14 protein-coding genes are annotated in these 18,408 nt (G+C 41.5%); 3 read left to right on the top strand and 11 right to left on the bottom strand.

The genetic code is table 11. The features are described from left to right. Positions 1-123 precede the first annotated feature (123 nt). Complete coding sequence (gene udk, locus OD355_RS09770) at positions 124-741, bottom strand: uridine kinase (RefSeq protein ID WP_263038287.1); 618 nt, start codon at positions 739-741, stop codon at positions 124-126. A 103-nt stretch (positions 742-844) separates the two neighbouring features. On the opposite strand from udk, the gene OD355_RS09775 reads away from it, so the two are divergent. Next, positions 845-1,195: a hypothetical protein gene (locus OD355_RS09775; RefSeq protein ID WP_263038288.1), complete on the top strand. Its 351-nt coding sequence runs from the start codon at positions 845-847 to the stop codon at positions 1,193-1,195. Positions 1,196-1,332: 137 nt separating this feature from the next. Next, a complete protein-coding gene (locus tag OD355_RS09780; protein WP_263038289.1) occupies positions 1,333-2,217 on the top strand; it encodes a carbohydrate kinase family protein in 885 nt (294 codons plus the stop codon). A gap of 56 nt (positions 2,218-2,273) precedes the next feature. Here OD355_RS09780 and OD355_RS09785 read toward each other — a convergent pair whose 3' ends face one another. Next, positions 2,274-3,746, bottom strand: coding sequence for a glycoside hydrolase family protein (locus tag OD355_RS09785; RefSeq protein WP_263038290.1), 1,473 nt, complete (start codon positions 3,744-3,746; stop codon positions 2,274-2,276). A gap of 82 nt (positions 3,747-3,828) precedes the next feature. Here OD355_RS09785 and OD355_RS09790 point away from each other — a divergent pair, with 82 nt between their 5' ends. After that, a complete protein-coding gene (locus tag OD355_RS09790) occupies positions 3,829-5,997 on the top strand; it encodes an HAD-IIB family hydrolase (RefSeq protein WP_263038291.1) in 2,169 nt (722 codons plus the stop codon). Between the two features lie 11 nt (positions 5,998-6,008). Here the strand turns inward: OD355_RS09790 and OD355_RS09795 are convergent, their stop codons facing one another. The 9 genes from OD355_RS09795 to OD355_RS09835 form a co-directional block, all read right to left on the bottom strand. Continuing rightward, the gene (locus tag OD355_RS09795; RefSeq protein WP_263038292.1) at positions 6,009-7,166 is read right to left on the bottom strand and encodes a helix-turn-helix domain-containing protein; all 1,158 of its coding nucleotides are present in this window, start codon (positions 7,164-7,166) and stop codon (positions 6,009-6,011) included. A gap of 113 nt (positions 7,167-7,279) precedes the next feature. Continuing rightward, positions 7,280-8,119, bottom strand: coding sequence for a helix-turn-helix domain-containing protein (locus OD355_RS09800; RefSeq protein ID WP_263038293.1), 840 nt, complete (start codon positions 8,117-8,119; stop codon positions 7,280-7,282). 269 nt (positions 8,120-8,388) lie between these two features. Further along, positions 8,389-9,201 carry a helix-turn-helix domain-containing protein gene (locus OD355_RS09805; RefSeq protein WP_263038294.1) on the bottom strand — a complete coding sequence of 271 codons (813 nt, stop codon included), beginning with the start codon at positions 9,199-9,201 and terminating at the stop codon, positions 8,389-8,391. A gap of 283 nt (positions 9,202-9,484) precedes the next feature. Beyond that, on the bottom strand, positions 9,485-10,060 hold the full coding sequence (locus tag OD355_RS09810) for a DUF1573 domain-containing protein (RefSeq protein WP_263038295.1): 576 nt from the start codon (positions 10,058-10,060) through the stop codon (positions 9,485-9,487). Positions 10,061-10,203: 143 nt separating this feature from the next. Continuing rightward, positions 10,204-12,309 carry a DUF4838 domain-containing protein gene (locus tag OD355_RS09815; RefSeq protein WP_263038296.1) on the bottom strand — a complete coding sequence of 702 codons (2,106 nt, stop codon included), beginning with the start codon at positions 12,307-12,309 and terminating at the stop codon, positions 10,204-10,206. 13 nt (positions 12,310-12,322) lie between these two features. Continuing rightward, positions 12,323-15,133 carry a tetratricopeptide repeat protein gene (locus tag OD355_RS09820; RefSeq protein ID WP_263038297.1) on the bottom strand — a complete coding sequence of 937 codons (2,811 nt, stop codon included), beginning with the start codon at positions 15,131-15,133 and terminating at the stop codon, positions 12,323-12,325. Positions 15,134-15,151: 18 nt separating this feature from the next. Then, positions 15,152-16,600 (bottom strand): glycosyltransferase family 2 protein, encoded by a 1,449-nt coding sequence (locus OD355_RS09825; RefSeq protein ID WP_263038298.1) that lies wholly within the window; start codon positions 16,598-16,600, stop codon positions 15,152-15,154. A gap of 14 nt (positions 16,601-16,614) precedes the next feature. After that, the gene (locus OD355_RS09830; RefSeq protein WP_263038299.1) at positions 16,615-17,757 is read right to left on the bottom strand and encodes a HEAT repeat domain-containing protein; all 1,143 of its coding nucleotides are present in this window, start codon (positions 17,755-17,757) and stop codon (positions 16,615-16,617) included. Positions 17,758-18,135: 378 nt separating this feature from the next. Next, complete coding sequence (locus OD355_RS09835; RefSeq protein ID WP_263038300.1) at positions 18,136-18,330, bottom strand: hypothetical protein; 195 nt, start codon at positions 18,328-18,330, stop codon at positions 18,136-18,138. Between the last annotated feature and the right edge of the window lie 78 nt (positions 18,331-18,408).

Here is an 18,408-nt window from a genome sequence, read left to right on the forward strand (position 1 = left end):
AGCAAAGCTGTTCCGCAAGATCGGGAAGTAAGGAATATATAATCTCTGCTTACTCAGCGAAAGTTTGCGTGAAAATCAGCACTATAAAATAAAAGTCCTTATTAATTTGCTTGCCAGAAAACTTTACAGCTTTCCTAAAATAGCAGAAGCAATGAATTCCGTAGCTTCCATGTTCAGGCCGCCGCCCATTACCAGCATGTCTGCACGCTGCCTGGAGGGCTTGATGAATTCTTCATACATCGGCCTCACTGTTTTATAGTAGCGTTGCAAGACTTCCTGCGCTGTGCGCTCGCGCTTTTCCATATCTCTTTCTATAATCCGTGAAAGACGCAGGTCTGCATCAACCTCCAGGTAAATGCGCATGTCCATTGTTTTACAGAGGGGCAGGTATGTGAAAATGAGAATGCCTTCCACCAGTAAGATTTTCTTCGGCGCTATGTGAATTGTTTCTTCCAAGCGCGTACAGCTCAGGTAGGAGTAAGTAGGGCACGCTATTGGCTGCCCGCTTTTTAATTGCTGAATATGCGTCAGCATCAAATCCCATTCAATGGAATCCGGGTGATCGAAATTTAATTGCCGCCTTTGTGCCAGAGGAAGGTGCGCAGCATCTCTATAGTAGGAATCCTGTGCCAGCACGGCAATCTGATCATAAGGAACTTTCTCAAGAATGGAATTTACCAAAGTGGTTTTGCCGGAACCGGAGCCACCCGCAATGCCAATGACGAACATATCTCTATTCAAAGCGAAGAAATTTTATCAGCCACAAAAATAAGTTTTTGTTCAACGCATATACTCATTGCGTGCAGGAATATTTCGTATTTTTAAGTGAACAAAAATAAAACTTATGAACGCGGCAGGCACTTTCTTTCATACCTGGCTGGAACAGCTCGGCAGAATGGCATCTATAAATGAAAACATTGAACAACTATACACAAAACAATCCCCGGATGATGCATATGATGTGGAACAAGGAAACCAGGAGGAATTGGAAGCAGAGATACGCCGGTTACAATCGGAACGGAAAAAAATAAAAGACGCTGCTGACCACAATAAAAAAGCATTAATACAGATGTTGGAGCAGGCGGAGAACCAGGAACTGATCATCAGTCCGCGCCAGGACACCGGCGGCTTAACACCGCATGCCTACAGGGTTTACTTAGAGAAAGGCGACTTGAAATACCTTACACTGAGCTGATAATTATGGAGCAGCGCCATCTTATCGCAGCTATATTTTCCACAGCGCTTATCAAGTGGTATGCTGGCTGAAAATTTAAATCCGTTTCCTTTAAGAAAAGCATTTTGTATATTGCCTGTAATAAAAATAATTATATTATGCAACAGTACTTTCATTGTGTTACGTTTGGTGAAATACTTTACGATATATTAAACGATCATAAAGAAGTGGGCGGCGCTCCCTTTAATGTGGCTTATCACCTGGCCAGGATGGGCATTGGCACTGCCATGATCACAAGAGTAGGCAACGATGAAAACGGGGCAGGGCTTTTAGCGTTTATGCAACAAAAACATTTAACTACCGCTTTTGTCCAGATCGACCATGACCATGAAACCAGCACTGTCATTGCATCGCAGAGTGATGCAGGTGAAATGTCGTACGAGATCAATGAGCCCGTAGCCTGGGATTTTATTGAGTGTTCGCAGGAGGCAATAGATGTAGTAAGCAAAGCAGCATGGTTTATTTTCGGCAGTTTATCATCACGTAATAAGGTTACAGAAAAAACATTACTCAAACTGCTTGAGCTGCCGGTAAAAAAAGTTTTTGATATCAACATGCGCCCGCCATATGTAGATAAAACCAGGATTGAGCAACTGCTGATGCTGAGCGATGTAGTGAAAATGAATGATGTGGAATTTGATACTATCTGTAACTGGAACCATATTGCTTCATCGGAGGATTCGCTAAAGACCATCATAAGCAGGTATGAGCTGGAAACGCTTATCGTGACAAAAGGCAGCAATGGCGCATTTATGTACCACAACGGGAAACGCTATGATAACGCCGGCTATAAGGTAAACGTTGCCGATACTATTGGCTGCGGCGATGCTTTCCTTTCCGGGATAATTTATGCTTTTATCAATCACATACCGCCGCAAGAGGCTGTGGACTTTGCTTCTAAGTTAGGAGCTTTTATTGCTACGCGTTCCGGCGCCACGCCGTATTACGACAAGCAGGACGTGTTGGCTATAAGCCATTCATAGCGCTGGTTCACGATATCATCTCCATAACTCCATCACTTGATCACTCCATAACTATTCTATATTAACTCGCTTTCTTCCTGGCTCGCATACTCGCTTTGGAGTTTAGGCAATACTTTAATAACTGAATCTTTCAATGAGATCAGAGATGATGAAGAATACAGGCCTATGCCATTGGCTGAATATTTATAATCTATAAGCGTGAGCTTTACTTCGTTGGCGAGCGTTAGCTCTATATAATTTCCATAGCGGATCAGCTTAAAGAAAAAAGTCCTGTCTGTAGGTATTGCAAAATTATTTGATTGAATATTGCTGTACACAAAGTTTGAACGGTTATCGTCAGGATTTAACCCCCATGCCCTGATCTGCACAAACCCATTCTGTACGTCAAAGGAAATAAAGTAGCCGTTACCATCTTTATCCATGTCTGAAACAAGGCCGAGTTTGCCCATGCCTTCAACTTTTAAAATACCCTCCCAGATAAAATTCTCAGATGGTTTTTCGAAATAAAAAATTTCATAGCCGCTTCTTGAGCCACAGGTAAATTTATTTTCTTCCACAAGCATTTCCGCCGTATGATTACCAAACAATGGTACGATCTGGCCAAAGTCTTTCTGGTGTATTTCACGCTGCACCATTTTTTCCCAACGGTAATAGCTCTTTAATACCAGGCGGCCTCTTTCATCCACATCAAGTTGTTTGGGGGGCGGCAATACCCGTAACTGGTTTATTTGCCCGGCATAGAAAAAATTGTATAAAACTATATACCCGTCTTTTTCTTCAATGATCCTTGCAGCATAGTTTCCCTGCGGCAACAGCGTGCTTGCGTGAAAGCAATGGTATTCTCCCAGGAAGTCGGGGGAGAACCAATAGCGTACTTTAATATCTTCGCGGATGGAACCGATGAGGTAATAATTGCCTTTGAGATAAAATACGCACGGGCACTCTACATCATCATACATCCGTGGAAAATGCATCGGCGGCAAGTGCTTCATTTCATTAGCCTCCAGCTTGGCAAGGCCTACACACCCCCTGCGCGAGACCGGCCCCTGGTTTACTCTTGCACAGATCAGGAAATATACTTCATCCTTATATTCATAGCGGAAAGGGTCGCGGTAACTGAGCCATTTCCTGTCGTTATAGTCCAGCGTTTCATACTCTTTTCCTTCCGGTGCAAAAGGGAATAGCTGATTGGTGACTTTTGTCCAGGTGTACAGGTCTTCAGACACTGCCAGCCCTATGCGGGAAATGATGCCCCTGTCCCTGCGTTGCAGGCCTGTATAGTACATTTCAAACTTTCCGTTTACTTCGCACACATGCATGGTCCACAGCATGTCATCGTCCCACTCACCGGGGTCGCCGACGAATATAGCATTCTTTACACGGCGCCATGATATACCATCTTTAGAAATTGCGTGTGCTATATAGTCGTGGTTGGGAATGATAAGATGAAACAAATGATAAGTGTCTTTGTGCTTGATCACTGTAATATCGCCTATCTCCCAATCTGAAAACCCTGATCCTGAATACATAATTTTTAAATACTTATTTTGATATTTTGCCTATTCTTTTGTTTATTTACTTATACTTGCACACATACATTTAAACTATAAGATGAAATATTATATACAACTTTTTAGCCCACACGGTTTAATCCGCTACCATGAACCTGAAATAGGCAGGGACAAAGATACAGGCGGCCAGGTGAAATATGTGCTTGAGCTGCTTGAAGCTCTGTCCAATCATCCAAAAGTACGGAGAGTAGATCTTTTTACACGTAAAATAAATGATAAAAGAGTCTCACCTGCCTATGCAGAGGAGATAGAGAATGTAAATGACAAAGCAAGAATTGTGCGGATAGCCTGTGGAGGCAATCATTACCGCGCAAAAGAGCAGCTCTGGCCTTATCTTGATGAGTTTGTAGATAAGACCATCAGGTTTATTGAAAAGAACGATGATTTTCCCAACGTGGTTCACGGCCATTATGCCGATGGCAATTATATCGCCGGCGAGATCAGTAAAATTTTCAGCATACCTTTTATAGCAACCGGGCACTCTTTGGGCAGGAATAAGAAAAATATCCTACTGCGCGACGGATGGAGTGAAAATAAAATTGAAGAAAAGTTTCACATGCAAAAGCGCATAACTGAAGAGGAGAAAACCTTGCAGCATGCAGATACCGTGATCGTAAGCACCAACCATGAAATACAGTTGCAATACGCATCTTATCAGAACAAAGAAAAGGCAAATTATAAAGTAATCTCTCCCGGCATCAATACAGATATCTTTTACCCGTTTTACCGGGTAGATATGCCTTCTTTTAAAATGACTATTGAACAGGAGAACGCTGTATACCGTGTGAACTCAGAGATTGAGCGTTTTTTGTTTGCCCCGGAAAAGCCTTTGATCTTGTCAATTGGCAGGGCCGATAAAAGAAAAAACTTTGAAACGATCATCACCAGCTATGGCCAGGATAAAGAACTGCAGGCAATGGCTAACCTCGCCATCTTTGCAGGTGTAAGAAAAGATATTACACAAATGTCGCCCGACGAGCAGGAAATTCTTACCAACCTTTTATTGCTGATGGATAAATATGACCTGTACGGTAAAATGGCGCTGCCTAAGAAGAATGACCCTACCAATGAAGTGCCTGAAATATACAGGGTGGCAGCACGTAAGAAAGGTGTTTTCGTGAATGCTACACCCGGGGAAAACTTCGGGTTAACCATCATAGAAGCAGCAGCCTGCGGGCTTCCCGTGGTAGCATCGCCAACCGGAGGGCCAAAAGAAATCATAGAGCAGGCCGACAATGGTATACTGGTTGATGTGGGTGATACGAAAGCAATTTCATCTGCATTGAAGAAAATAATTGCTGATAACAATCTGTGGGACACATATTCTTCTAACGGTATTAAAGCAGGCCAGGAAAGCTATACCTGGGAGAGCCATGCAAAAAAATATATAGAAGTAGTGGATGAACTCTATGCCAAAACTTCTTTTCAACAACAATCACCCGGCAGCAACTCCTCTGTTGGTAAGCGTTTGCTGCATGGCAAAGAGTTTTTAATATCCGATCTTGACGGTACGCTGGTTGAAGGAGAAGATACTACAGGGCTTAAAGAGCTTAGCAAATTCATTGAAGACAATAATATTATTTTCGGAATTGCATCCGGGCGCAACAAGGAACTTACTTCCAAAGCTCTGCAGGATTATGATCTGCCGCAGGCCGACATATTGATCTGCTCTGCCGGCACTGAAATTTATTATACCCATAATTTCTTGCCCGACCCGGGATGGGAAACACACATCAGCCATCAGTGGAAAAGAAAGGAACTGCAACAGTCCTTGCAAGGTTATGCCAAAATAAAATTACAGGAAGAGGATGCGCAGTGGAAATACAAACTTAGTTACTACGTAGACAGCAGCTTTAATGAAGATGACCTGGCCAACTTATACAAATTCCTCGACGATAAAAAACTGCGCGCACGCATACTGCTCACCGACAATAAATACCTGGACATTATACCTGTAAGAGCCGGCAAAGGCAATGCAGTGCGCTACCTCAGCTACAAATGGGAGATACCCATAACACAGATATTCACAGCCGGCAACGGCGGCAATGACATCGGCATGCTCAAGGGCAGAACCAAAGGTATTGTAGTTGCCAACTACAGCCCGGAATTGGAGTCTTTACGCAAAAGCAGGTATATTTACTTCGCAAAAAATAAATTATCTGCCGGGGTGCTGGAAGGTATTAAATATTATAAAGCCAAGGGTGAATAAGTACATGTGTACTACAAATTTATTTTAAGATTGCTGATGTATTCCTGTACGCTTTGCCCTTTGATGGCTTTGAACTGCTGGTAAAAAGTAGTGCGCGAGCGGTAGCCGCAGGCTTCAGAAAGCGCTATTATAGACATGTCTGCATCTTCCTGTAAGAGTTCACATGCGTAGGCAATCCTTTTCTCATTCAAAAACCGAATGAAGGTTTTACCGGCTTTTACATTGAACACCTGCGATAGGTGTGCCTTCTGAATGCCTGTCTTTTCTGATAATACACTAAGATTAAACTCAGGGCTCAGGTACTCATCAAGCTCTTTTGCAAAGTAGGCCTGTATTTTTTTTAAATAGTAATTCAATGTATCATCATCCAACAGCACTTTCATGTATTTGGTATCATTCATTTTCTCCGGCAGAGCTTCTATTTCGGTTTCTATAGCAGGTTGTGCATCGGTTTTTGGTAACGCAATTGAAAAAGGCTGTAAGATCGCCAGACGCTTGTTGCGCATGTTTTCCAGCTTGTACTTGTATTGATTAAAAAGTAAAAGATACAAAGTGATTACAGTAATAAACTCGAGTATTTTTATCATGTATATCGCCAGCCTGTTGGAAGCGCCGGAAAATAGGGTAAAAAATATGGAGAAGGTAAGTGTAATGGTTATCAGTAATCCAAGGAACATCAGAGCGTCAGTAAAATCCAGGTTTTTTAACTTAGAAATTTTTTTGGTGCCATACATTGGCAACAGCACCAGGAAATAGGTAGCGCACATTATCAGTCCTGTAATCTGCCTGCCCAGATAATGGTCTTTAGTATCTGTGAGTATCAGGGCATAAGCGGTCTCTACAGCTATGAACGCGAGCATCCATAATATTGCAGGTAAAAAATTAAGCAGCTTTACCAGCATGGAAAGCCGTTTGCCTGTAATAGTTTCATATAAAAAGAAAAATAGCAGCACCAGAGCACACATGTCAAGCGGCGGCATTATTGTATACATGTATGCCTGTGTTTCTTTTACCTTGAAAAGATAAAGAATGTAAACAGCTTCAGCAGCAAAACATCCAAGTATCCAGGGTATGTATCTGAAGCGTTCCTGTTTTAAATCTGTAATATAATAGAATACCAGTGTGAGCAGAGATAAAATTACAGGGGTAAAAAATATTGTTTGTTCCATGCTGTACTTATATTACTTGATTGTTCATGTGGATATTTTATTTGTTTTTCATTTGCCACATGGAATAGCCTTTATTCATCCGCGGTTGGTATGCAATTTTGCTTATGGCTATTTCATGATTTTTTTTCATTGAGAAAACTGCTTCTGAATTGTGAAGGTGTGCAACCTTTTAACTGCTGAAAGTTTCTGTAAAAGGTAGCTTTTGAACCAAAACCGCATTCACCCGCAAGCTTGTCAAATTCATTTTTAAAGTCATCAGACCTTAAGACTTTACAGGCCATGTCTACCCGCTTGGAAACTAGGAGCTTCGCAAAGGTTGTATTGTAGTACAGGGTTATTTGATCATTTAGTGTTTTCTGGGTTATGTTCAGTGCGGTTGCTGTGTCTTTTATGGTCAATGAAGGATTGCAGATAGGCTCTGATGCAAAATACTTTTCTAATGCATAGAAATTTTCATCTTCGTTTACCTGGGCTTGCGCCGTTTGTGGTATTGATACATTTGCCTTTGGTGCTTCCTGTTTTACTTTAGGTATTGTATGCTTGCGTAAAGAGGGAAAATACTGTGCTCTGAACCTGTTGAACGATTCTGACAATAAAATCAAGACACCCAGGCACATAAATACTGCTACCGTTACTGCCGAACTTTCAGGAGTTGTCTTTTCATGTACGTGCACACCTGTTGTGATAAAAACATACGTGAGAAACAACATGAATAGCCCTGAAAGTATACAGTACCATGCAAAATAATTGATTTTGGAAACCATTACCCTGAACTTTCTTCCTGAAACTACCACATAGCCTGAATAAAGAACCATCGATAAGCCTATGCTGCCATAGACTACGGGATAATACCATATTTTCATCTGCTCCCTGAAAGCTCCATCAAAAACAAAAACAAAATATATTACCCAGAACATCAACACAGGCAGCGAGTGTTTAATAATGTTTTTCATGGATAATGTTTTTGAAATGGTGGCCCGATACAGAAAATATAATGCCGGCCCATAGGATAAACTAAATGGCGCAGCTTTATCTAGGTAGCCATATTCATGGATACCTGCCAGGAATATAGGAAATATAAAAGATACATGAATAAGGTAAAACAACAATACACTGCCGAAAACTTTATCCTGTAATGATTTTTTACGCAGGTGGTAAAAGAAATGTAGCGCTGCAGCCAGCAAAAGAACCATTAATATACGCAGTGGAACAAACATTTTTTCTATTCCGGTTTCATAAACTCAGAAGGCAGTTGGCCTTTGATCTTCTGAAAATATTTATTAAAAGTTTTTAGTGATTTAAACCCGCATTCATGAGCTATGGCCTCCAGGGTAAGCATTTTTCCCTTTTCCTTCATCATGGCTATTGCATAAGCTATGCGGTATTCTGCAATAAACATTTTGAAATCCTTTTCGATGTAATGATCGAAAAAATAAGAAATATCTTCTTTAGGTACCAGGCATTTAGCTGCTATGAACTCTTTATTGCAGTTGTGCTTTAAAAAACATTGGTCTTCTTCCAGCATTTTGCAGAGCTGTACCTGTATGCGTTCCAGCCGGAGCAGGGAAGGCGGCATATATTCATTTGCCATTTCAGACTGCTGTTTTTTTTCGTGATATATATAATCTATTTTCAGCAAAATACAGGAGATAAGAAAAGCAAACATTATCGCTGTGGGAGGCAGCCGGTAAACGGGTACCCTGCTTTCATTTGAGCCATCAAAATAGAGCAGTGCTGTTATCACTATTACGCCCATAAACATCAATAATGACAATTGTTTCACCAGCAGCTTGCGCTTGGCTGCAGCAGCATTGTTTTCGTAATGCTGCGAATCCAGGAAAACAGCCAAAACTATTATTAATGCATATAGGCCGTATACAACAGCAAACAGCTTGATCCATAGTTCCATACTCATTTCGCCAGGCGCAATAACAAAGAGGTACAATTTCAGCAGCATGAAAACTACAAAGGGTATAAAAAGATACCACTTGGCAGCTATGCTTACAGGTTTATTCTGCAGTCTTAGATGTAACATGTACAACATAGGTGGAAAAAGCATTGCCAGGGGTATAGATAGTGATAAACTTCTTAATAAAAATTCCAGGATCTCCAACAACAGATAAATGATTATTATTTGTTTGAAAGATCTGTTTTTATACAAGTACTGATTTGCTTTTTGTACGGGCAACATCCTGATTGTGTTTAATAATAGGATATGCAGATGGACTACCTGCTACTATATTAAAAATAATCAAAATTACAATAAATTTATATATCACTGCAGATTCATAAAACTGCCCGTTGTTTCTGCGTGCTAATTAAAAATCTTCATCCATGTAATAACCTTTATTATTTTCATTACCGTCTACCAGGTCTTTTACATTGCCTCCTTTATTTTTCTCTTCCTGGTACAGCTCCTCGTAGTCTTTGGTATACATAGCATTGGGCACTACATGCACATCGAATGTGATGTCAATTTTATCGGCAGTGGCCAGATTGCCATAAAGGGTTATATAATGCTTTACATAGCCTATATTCTTTGTGCTGTTGTATTTCAGTAATAAACGGCCTTCTGCCCCGGACGGTATCGCTTTTACAGATGACGTGTTAGCCGTGATGCATCCGCAGGAAGTAATAATATCTGTAAGCATAAACGGGTGCATACCTGTATTTTTTATAGGAAAGACTATCTCCAGTTCCTGGCCTGTAAGAATGGGGTAGTAGTGCCGGCCATTGTCTTCTACAGCCACTGTCGTCTTTATGTCTTCCATATTTTTACAACCTGCAATGCTTAACAGAATTGTAACCATGATCAGGAATGCTGGTAAAAATTTAAATCTTGCTATGTTCTTATGCTTTATTTTATGCAGATGATCTATCGTAGGTTGGTTCATGTGTGTATATTTTTTAGTGCGTTGCTTGTGGTTGTTTTCAGCCACATAGCGGCGCGAAATAATTACAAGGTTTATATGCAATAACTGTGTTTTTTATTTATTCATATGCGCTAATCTTTAAAATGGAAATATTGTAATGGGCACTATTTCAAAATAAATATTTCATCAATCGCTATCTTACTTTTTACATCTTTAGGCCTGTAAAATTTCAATTCAATGTTTTTTGTTCCCGCTAATGGTATCTTGGCTTCACAGGCAGCAACGGCTCCGGATAATGCTATTTCTTTGTTAGTGATGGTCTTTATCAGTCTGCCGTCTGCTTTTATTTCTATTTTTTCAGGAGGCAGGAATCTGTGGTCTTCATTATACAGGAACCTGCATTTTATTTTTCCTGCATTTTGTAGTTGCTGAGCCGGGAAGCTTATATGCAGGTCGTCTATACTGCTTATATACCAGCCTTGGTGATAATCGGTAGCAAAGCCGGGCAAGCCGTCATTTAACACTCCGGGCGTTTCATAGCCTTCATCTGCCCTGGACAGAAGCTTTATGGATGTTCCTTTTAATTGGTTTGGTGTTTTGATGGTTGTTAACAGGCTTTTCCATTCATCCATATATGCAGATAACTCTCCGCCGCTTTCGCGATAGCGTTGCATATCCGCATAGCTTTTATAGCCTTCAAGCGTTTCCAATAAAATTTTTAACTCCCCGGCAGGCATTTGCCTGATAGCATCTGTACCTTTGGCATAAATAAGCTGAAGCCTTGTAAATGTCAGCGCCGTGTACAGTTTCTTGAGCCGCGCTTTTTCTTCACCGGATGCTTTGCCCGCAACGGTTCCAAGCGATGTGTGGAATTTTTCAAAATCCGCAGCATTAAGGTAGGTTGCCAGGTTATCGTTTATGCCGCCATACATGTTGTAGGCTTTACCTTTTTTATCGAAATCTTTTTCAAGTTTTAAATAGTAAGCGGTAAGCAGTGCGTGAGCTGCCGGGTAGTTTTTGGCAAAAAACTTTTTCACCAGTGTTTCTACGTCAGCGTTTGTGTTTTTTAGCAATGCGCCAAGTACGTAGGTTTTTACGTCGTCAAATGGTATATAATCGTAGCCGCCCGCATTGGCAAACACGCCTTTGATGCCCTGTTTTTTAAAGAATTTAAATTGTTTTTGTGCGGCATAGAGTACAGGCATCGGTGAAAGGTAATCATCGAAATTGGCTGCATAATCCCACACATAGATGTTGGCCGTTTTTTGTTTCCATGCTTCCAGCTTGTCCAGGAAAACTTTTGTTTTATTGTTGTTGCTGTTAAGTTCCACGCCCTTTGGCAGGTCAATGGTACTCAGGAATACGCCCGTGTTAGCCGCCATCTGGTGTGCGGGCGGGGCTTTCACCGTGCGATAAGCTGTGATAAAAAATTCGTGTTTGGGAAATCTTTCAGCCAGCTTTCTTACAAATTCATTCACTGCAGGAGTGGCATTGTTTTCTGTATTGCCTGCTTCCGTACATGTGGCACAGGAGCACACCAGGTCATTGTCATTAGGCGTTATCATAAACCTGGTACCTTTGTCAGCTCCGTCTCCATAATTGTCAATGATGTAGTTTACTGTTATGCCTAACAATTTTTCAGAAGTAAAAGACAATTGGTCTTTGTTTCTGCGGTTATTCACCAGTGCATATACTTCTTCCGGCGCCTCTGCTGCTTTTACTATTTTTGAAAGGTTGTGTCCCCATATGCCCCAGTCGGCTTCCACGTTGTTGTTTCCTGCCACAGGTGCGTATTCCGGCTGCAGGTTTGGCGCAAAGTGCGGGTCGCGATATGCGAAGTCAAAATCACGGCAGCCGTTGCTGAACTTGATGGTTGCCGGCGGCAGGTCTTTTGCTTCTACACGGTTATCAACGGAAGAAATGGACTCAATCAGTTCATAAATTATCCATACGGCTACTTCCTTATTTTTTATACGCAAGTGCAGGCGTTCGCTGCTATGCTGTATGCAATAATCATTCTTAAGGTCAGCAGCGATTTCCACGTGAATGACTTTGGAGCCCTGGGCTAAACTTTTCTGCTGCGGACGCTTTGATATTTCCACAGACCCTTTATCTGTTATTCTTTTTGATAAATGATTGAACAGGTATGTTGCCCATTGTTCGCTTTGCGCATCTTCTTCAAATGAAATAACGTACCGGTCTGCCTTGAGGCCCGGTGTATTGCTGTTGGATGAGCAACTGCCCAATACAATCAGTAAACAAAAAAACAAGTTGAGTATATTTTTAAAATGCCACATGTATGCTAAGATGTATGTTGTATAAATTTTTATATATGCCGCTGTTTGTCTGGTAGTTGTGCCAGGAGCCCAGTAGGCCTGCAGATACACTGCGATAGATCATATGGCTTCCTCCCAGGCCTACCATTGTGTTGAGGACAGAAAATCCGTTATAGAGTTGATAGTCAAGCAGGTCCACATCCGGCGAGGAACCAAAGCTTCCTACTGCCATTAGGTAGCTTTTGGGTGTAGCAAAATAATAGCGTGTGTCTGCAGACAGGTTGTACAGATAGGTGCCGTCCAGCATGAAGTTATTGAACCTCGTGTTTATTCTCCACGGGTCAAATTGTTTGGTGGCGCCTAATACAATATTCATCAGGTTTTCTCCGCCAGGTAATTTCCTGTAGCCTGCGCCCAGCTCCGCTTCCAGTCCATTCATCAGGTTCAGTTCCCGGTACACCGATGCGTTTATGCTGATTGACGGAAAGAACTGGTTTGCCCAAGCAGCGTTGATCTTAGTGCGGGTATTTATATTCCATTGACGGTCCCATTCTGCCTGCAACTGTACTCCTTTTCCTGCTTCCCTGCCGGCGTAGTGCGCCCTGCCGGTGTATGTATTCTCTCCTGCAAAGCGGATATATTCCAGAGAAGAAATTGAGGTAATGGTGTAGTTATCGCCAAACCTGCTTCTTAAGTGTGAGAAGCCAACCTGGTTTTTATAAGTGCGCGATTTCAGATACGCCAGGTAATGTTTAAACTCAGCCAGTTCCAGCAGTGAGGGCTCGTAAAACGATTGATAGATGTAAGCATTTTCGTAATCCTTCAGTTTCTCATAAGCTGTTCCTTTCAGGTACTTCAATGTTTTGTTGTTGGGCGCATATACCAGCCCTTTATCCAATACCACCAGCGCTTCTTCGCTCTTGCTGTTTTTTATCAGGTATTTGCCGAAATCTTCAGACAACTGTACAAAGGTATTCACCACATCGGGGTGGTGCGGGTTTTTTTTCAGCTCTTCTTCCAGCTCTGCATATACGTTGTGGAAGTTTTCCGGTTGCAAACCGTTTATCTGTATAAGCTTGAGTTTAAAGAATACATCTGCAGGATACGCGGCAGCGCCCAGCGTAGCATATTTTATTACATCTTCACGGTTCTTGGTTTCGTTAGAGATGTTCACAGCGTAGTGAAGCGCCAGCTTGTTTTTCGGGTCTTTTTGCAGCCATCTTTGCACATAATCCATTGATTCCTTAAACCTGAATTGTTCGTTCAATCCTTTGATGATACCTGTAAGCATATCTCCGTATCCGCCGAGGTAAACGGGCTTCAATTCATCGTTTACCAGGTCAATGGCCTGTTCGTAAGCTGCCAGTGCCAGGTCATAATTGCCCGTTTTTTTATAGATGTCAGATTTTTTTAAATACAGTTCTGCGTTGCCGGGGCTTGCTGCAATCATTTCGGTGAGTATTGCCATGGCATTGTTGTAGTTGTCCATATTCAGGTAAGCATTGTACAGGTTAGCCTGTGCTACTGCATACATTTCACGGTCGCCGTAGCGCTTCACTGTTTCCCAGTCTGCAAGGGCTGCTGCATAGTTTTCATCGGCCATTTTAGCTTTGGCTTCTTCAAGCACAATTTTCACATAGGCAGCTTTCAGGTCGCTGTCGCCGGGATACCTGGCAAATAATTCCTTTGTAAAAGAATTTGCCCTGCTGGTGTTGCCCGTTCTCTGGTAAATAACCAGCTCTTTTAAATCGAGGCTCTTATTATTGCCGCGCGAACGGCGGTATTTAGAAAGGATGCTTAAAGCTTCTTCATATTGCTGGTTGCCGAAAGCATTGTTGAATACGTATGAAAATGCTTCATCGTCTCCGGGGTTTTTATCAAATATTTTTCCGTAAAGTGTGGCAGGGTCCTGTTCTTTGGCATTCCTTGCCGCTTCAAGCAGATAATAGTTGTACTGGCTCTGGAGCGATGTATTTCCCTTCCTGATCTGCTGCTGTAAAAACGGCAACAGTTCGTTATATCTTTTCTGCTCTGCCAGTATGCCCAGTTTTTTATTGATCAGCGCGCTGTTGGCCGGCATCAAGTTCAGTCCTCTTTCCACGTAGGCCATGGCGTTTGCCTGATCGCCGGCCTGCAGATAGTCGTTTACGATCATCAGGTAGTGTTCGGGCTTCCTGGTTTCTGCGGCAATCAGTTGTTTGCGGATCTCAATAGCCTCATCAAGCTTGCCCGATCTTCGCTTATCGTTGGCTTCAAGCTCGCTATTGTAAATAAGGTCTGCTTTCAGCTTGCTGTCTTCCGGGTATATCTGCGCAATGCGCTTGCGTAAGCGGTTGGCCTCTACAGTATTGCCGTCCAGCTCGTAAAGTTCTATCTTTTTACGCCATAAGCCTCTCCAGTAGGGGTTTACTTCCAGCAGTTCATTTACATAACAGATAGCGCTGCTGTATCTTTTTGATTCGGTTTCTACATTTACCAGGATGTGCTTGGCGTCTACATTCCCGGGATTTTGTTCCAGTGACTTTATGAGTTCGTAGCGCGCTTTATCGTATTGTTTTTTGTGATGGTAGTATTTTCCGGAAAGCATTTTCAGGTCTGAGTCTTTGGGATATTTTTTAAGCCCTTCGTCTATGGTTTTTTTTCCTGCTTCCCAGTGGCCTATATCAAAATCGGCTTTTGCTCTTGCTGCATACTTGTCGCGGTCGTCAGGTTTTAGTTGTACCTGTGCAGTGAGCGGCACCATAGTAATGGCGGTAAGTACCACTGCGCCTAAGTATTTCAATAAATGTAAGCGCATTTTCATGGATGCTAGTATCATTTCTTTTTCAATTATAAATTAATTCGCAATAGTGTTAGTAGGTGCTACCTGTGTATTTTTAGTAAAACCCTGCCTGGTCATGGCGCCCCACTTAAAGTTTTTCCTTGTCAGGAACTGCCAGTAGCCTCTCAGGCTGAAAAAAACGATCAGGGGATGGTATAAAATGGCCTCGAATGCCGACAGTACCACCAGCTTTAAATATTCCCTGAACGTTTTGTACTGCTTCTTTACAGCCATATCGTAGGATATAGTTACCAGGGAAAAAGCTGCTCCTATCATATAGGCAAAGAACAGCATCAGCCAGAAAGTATTGTAGTTGATCTGCTGCGTAAATAACAGGAACAGTAGAAATGCCACACCTGTCAGTTCTATTATCGGGGCCAGGAACTCAAAGATCAGTGCATAAGGCAGTATCACCATGCCCAGCCTGCCATAACGGCGGTTAAAGATCAGCCTTCTGTGTACCACAAATATCTGTAGCAGTCCTCTGCCCCAGCGCGTGCGCTGGCGGCTCAGAACCTTCAGGTTGGGCGGGCCTTCTGTCCAGCAAAGACTATCGGGTATCTGGGCTATTTTATATTTCTGGCCGCTGTTTCTTACGTTGGCTGCAATTCTTATGGTCATGTCCATATCTTCTGCGTGGGACAGCGGGTCAAAGCCGCCGGCATCTACCACGGCTGCTTTTTCAAAAAGCCCGAAGCCTCCTGAAACGTTGGGGATGAGGTTAAACCTGGACCATCCCATCTTTGCAACCAGGTAAGAACGCAGGTACTCTGTTTCCTGGAATGCAGGTATAATGCCTTTCGGCGGGCGTACGCGCCTGATCCTTCCGGCTTCAATGTCGCAGCCGTTTGCCATTCTCATAGTAGCGCCTACAGCGATCACGCGCTCATTAGAGTCAAGTACCGGCAGGATGATCTTAGATAATGTATCCGGTGCGAGCAGGCAATCTACGTCTGTATTAATGAAATAGTCATGCCTGGCAATATTAATCCCTGCGTTCATGGCGTCTGCTTTGGTACCGCCGTTTATTTTGTCTACTACTATCAGATTGCTGTATTCGGCAGAAGCAGATTTGAAAATGCGCTTTACCGGCTTGCATCTTATTTTTTCAATATATGGATATGGCGCTTCGTACAGATCGAAGTTTTCTATCAGCAATTCGAGTGTGCGGTCTTTACTGCCGTCATTTACAATGACAACTTCAAAGTTCGGATAATCAAGATTTAAAAGCGATTTTACATTATCAATGACAATTACTTCCTCGTTGAACGCGGGAGCAACCACAGAAATGCCGGGAACTATTTGCTTATTTCTGATGATGTCATCATCTTCATGCCTGGTATAGTTGATCTTGTATTTTGATATTTGAAAGAAACTGAAAAATGCCAGTAAAAAATAGATTATGGTTACAGAGAGCGCATAGAAAAATATCAGATACTGGTATATGTATACTACGTAATTCATAGAAGGGTGGAGTTTTAAATCCCTGCAAACAAAGATTCCTCATGTTTAAAAATATTTTTCTCGAAGTCTGTGCTGGCGCTGTTTTTCAGTTTTTCAAAGACTTTTCTTTCCTTATCTATTTTACAGATATTGTGTACAATAGTTATCAGCAGATCATGATTGTGTGTATTGCCGTAAAGTGTTTCCAGGAAGCTCAATGCGGCCTGCGATTTAAACTCACCCAGCGCTTCAATAATATTGCGTTGTACCGGTATGGGGTTATAATCATATTCGGTTTCAAAAACAGGAATGGCATTTTCATATTTCAGCATACCAAGGGTTTGAGCTATCTGCGCTTTTACCGTGAAGCTTTCAGTGTTTTTAAACAGATTCAGCAGCTGTTCAGCACTTTCTGCCTGGCGGAATAAACCTATTTCTTTAATAAGAAATGTCTGATATTTTTCATTGGTTGCAGTGTGTACCCAACGTATCAATGGGGGTAAAGGCTTTTGCTCGGAACGGAACTTGAGCGCGTTGTGTATTCTTATGGCATCAAGTGAATTAAAGTCCCTGTCGAAATTATCATCGAGAAATTTAAAACCGTCAAAAGTAGAGAACTTTATGTATTGGCTTCTTGCGTGCTTTCTAAGGGCTTCATTCTTAGTATTTACTTTGTGAGCAATCAGGCTTCCGGGGATGCTTTGTGAAACCGTATCGAATTTCCGCAATGCTGTCTTATTTTTAAAAAGGCTGTGTTTTCTAAGCCGTTTTTCCCAAAACTCTACCAGCGACAATGCGGTAACAATATTGTTATAGTTATTTAAGTTAAGCTTTTCTTTGTTTTCCTCTTTCAATGTGGTGAGCAATTCGGTCATTTGTTTATATTCCCAATCGGACAATATATTGTCATTCAAATTAAGTATGGTACTAATTTCATCCTCGCTGACATCAGTTTCGCTCAATACCAACTTTTCGACTTTTTCTCCGTATTTCTTTTGAAATTTCCTCAAACGGATTTCTTCTTTCCGGGCTTTATAACCCATAATAAATATCCTGAACATAGAAACAAGGTAGATAAGTAAGAGAATGCTTACTGCAAATACGGTTATTCTTATAACCGGCGCATATCCTGTAAATTGAGACTCAAGATAGTACAGGTAGAACTTTATATTACTCATAATTAATGGTTTTGGTACTGCAAAGATGTATTTTGACACTCTCAGTACTGTTCAAAAAAATTAGTAATAGGGTAAAAATGGGAAAATGAGAATCTTAAAAGTTTATATTAATATTTTTTTAAGGAAACTTTTATTTTCCGTCACAAGGAAAGATCGGTATGATTAAGTATGTATGTTCCTTTTTACCTTTTACCATTATTTTAAATTTTATTGGGTATAAAAGATTCTCTTCTTCAGCTATCACTGTTGCCTTTATGTAATTTCATCAAGCTGCAATAGATTACATGATGTCTTGAGCTACAAATCAAATGGTTCCATGCCTTGTTTGCGTAGCTCTTTAGGGATGGTTCCAGTAAATTCTGAATTCTTAGTTCATATTTAAGAAAGTATATTCCTGATCGCTTCGTATTTTTCCTTGTATTCGCGGCGTATTTCGTCACTTCTAAGCCAGTTTACGGTGCTATCGGGGTGAATAACGCTGCGGATATATTCAGGGGTACAATTGAATTTGTTTGCCAAAAACTTTACAACCTCCGCACGTTTTGCATCGTATTTTCGCCTACTTTTGTTCATTGCTCATATGGTTTTGTAGTTTGAAAGCAAATTTAATGATAATTGTCATTATATGCCAAATATCCTTTGATAAAAATC

Source organism: Haoranjiania flava, from assembly GCF_025631005.1.
Taxonomy (GTDB): domain Bacteria; phylum Bacteroidota; class Bacteroidia; order Chitinophagales; family Chitinophagaceae; genus Haoranjiania; species Haoranjiania flava.

Coding starts and splice junctions, on each gene's coding strand:
- OD355_RS09775 (WP_263038288.1), top strand. CDS start 845: ATGAACGCGGCAGGCACTTTCTTTCATACCTGGCTGGAACAGCTCGGC.
- OD355_RS09780 (WP_263038289.1), top strand. CDS start 1,333: ATGCAACAGTACTTTCATTGTGTTACGTTTGGTGAAATACTTTACGAT.
- OD355_RS09785 (WP_263038290.1), bottom strand. CDS start 3,746: ATGTATTCAGGATCAGGGTTTTCAGATTGGGAGATAGGCGATATTACA.
- OD355_RS09790 (WP_263038291.1), top strand. CDS start 3,829: ATGAAATATTATATACAACTTTTTAGCCCACACGGTTTAATCCGCTAC.
- OD355_RS09795 (WP_263038292.1), bottom strand. CDS start 7,166: ATGGAACAAACAATATTTTTTACCCCTGTAATTTTATCTCTGCTCACA.
- OD355_RS09800 (WP_263038293.1), bottom strand. CDS start 8,119: ATGAAAAACATTATTAAACACTCGCTGCCTGTGTTGATGTTCTGGGTA.
- OD355_RS09805 (WP_263038294.1), bottom strand. CDS start 9,201: ATGTTACATCTAAGACTGCAGAATAAACCTGTAAGCATAGCTGCCAAG.
- OD355_RS09810 (WP_263038295.1), bottom strand. CDS start 10,060: ATGAACCAACCTACGATAGATCATCTGCATAAAATAAAGCATAAGAAC.
- OD355_RS09820 (WP_263038297.1), bottom strand. CDS start 15,133: ATGATACTAGCATCCATGAAAATGCGCTTACATTTATTGAAATACTTA.
- OD355_RS09825 (WP_263038298.1), bottom strand. CDS start 16,600: ATGAATTACGTAGTATACATATACCAGTATCTGATATTTTTCTATGCG.
- OD355_RS09830 (WP_263038299.1), bottom strand. CDS start 17,757: ATGAGTAATATAAAGTTCTACCTGTACTATCTTGAGTCTCAATTTACA.
- OD355_RS09835 (WP_263038300.1), bottom strand. CDS start 18,330: ATGAACAAAAGTAGGCGAAAATACGATGCAAAACGTGCGGAGGTTGTA.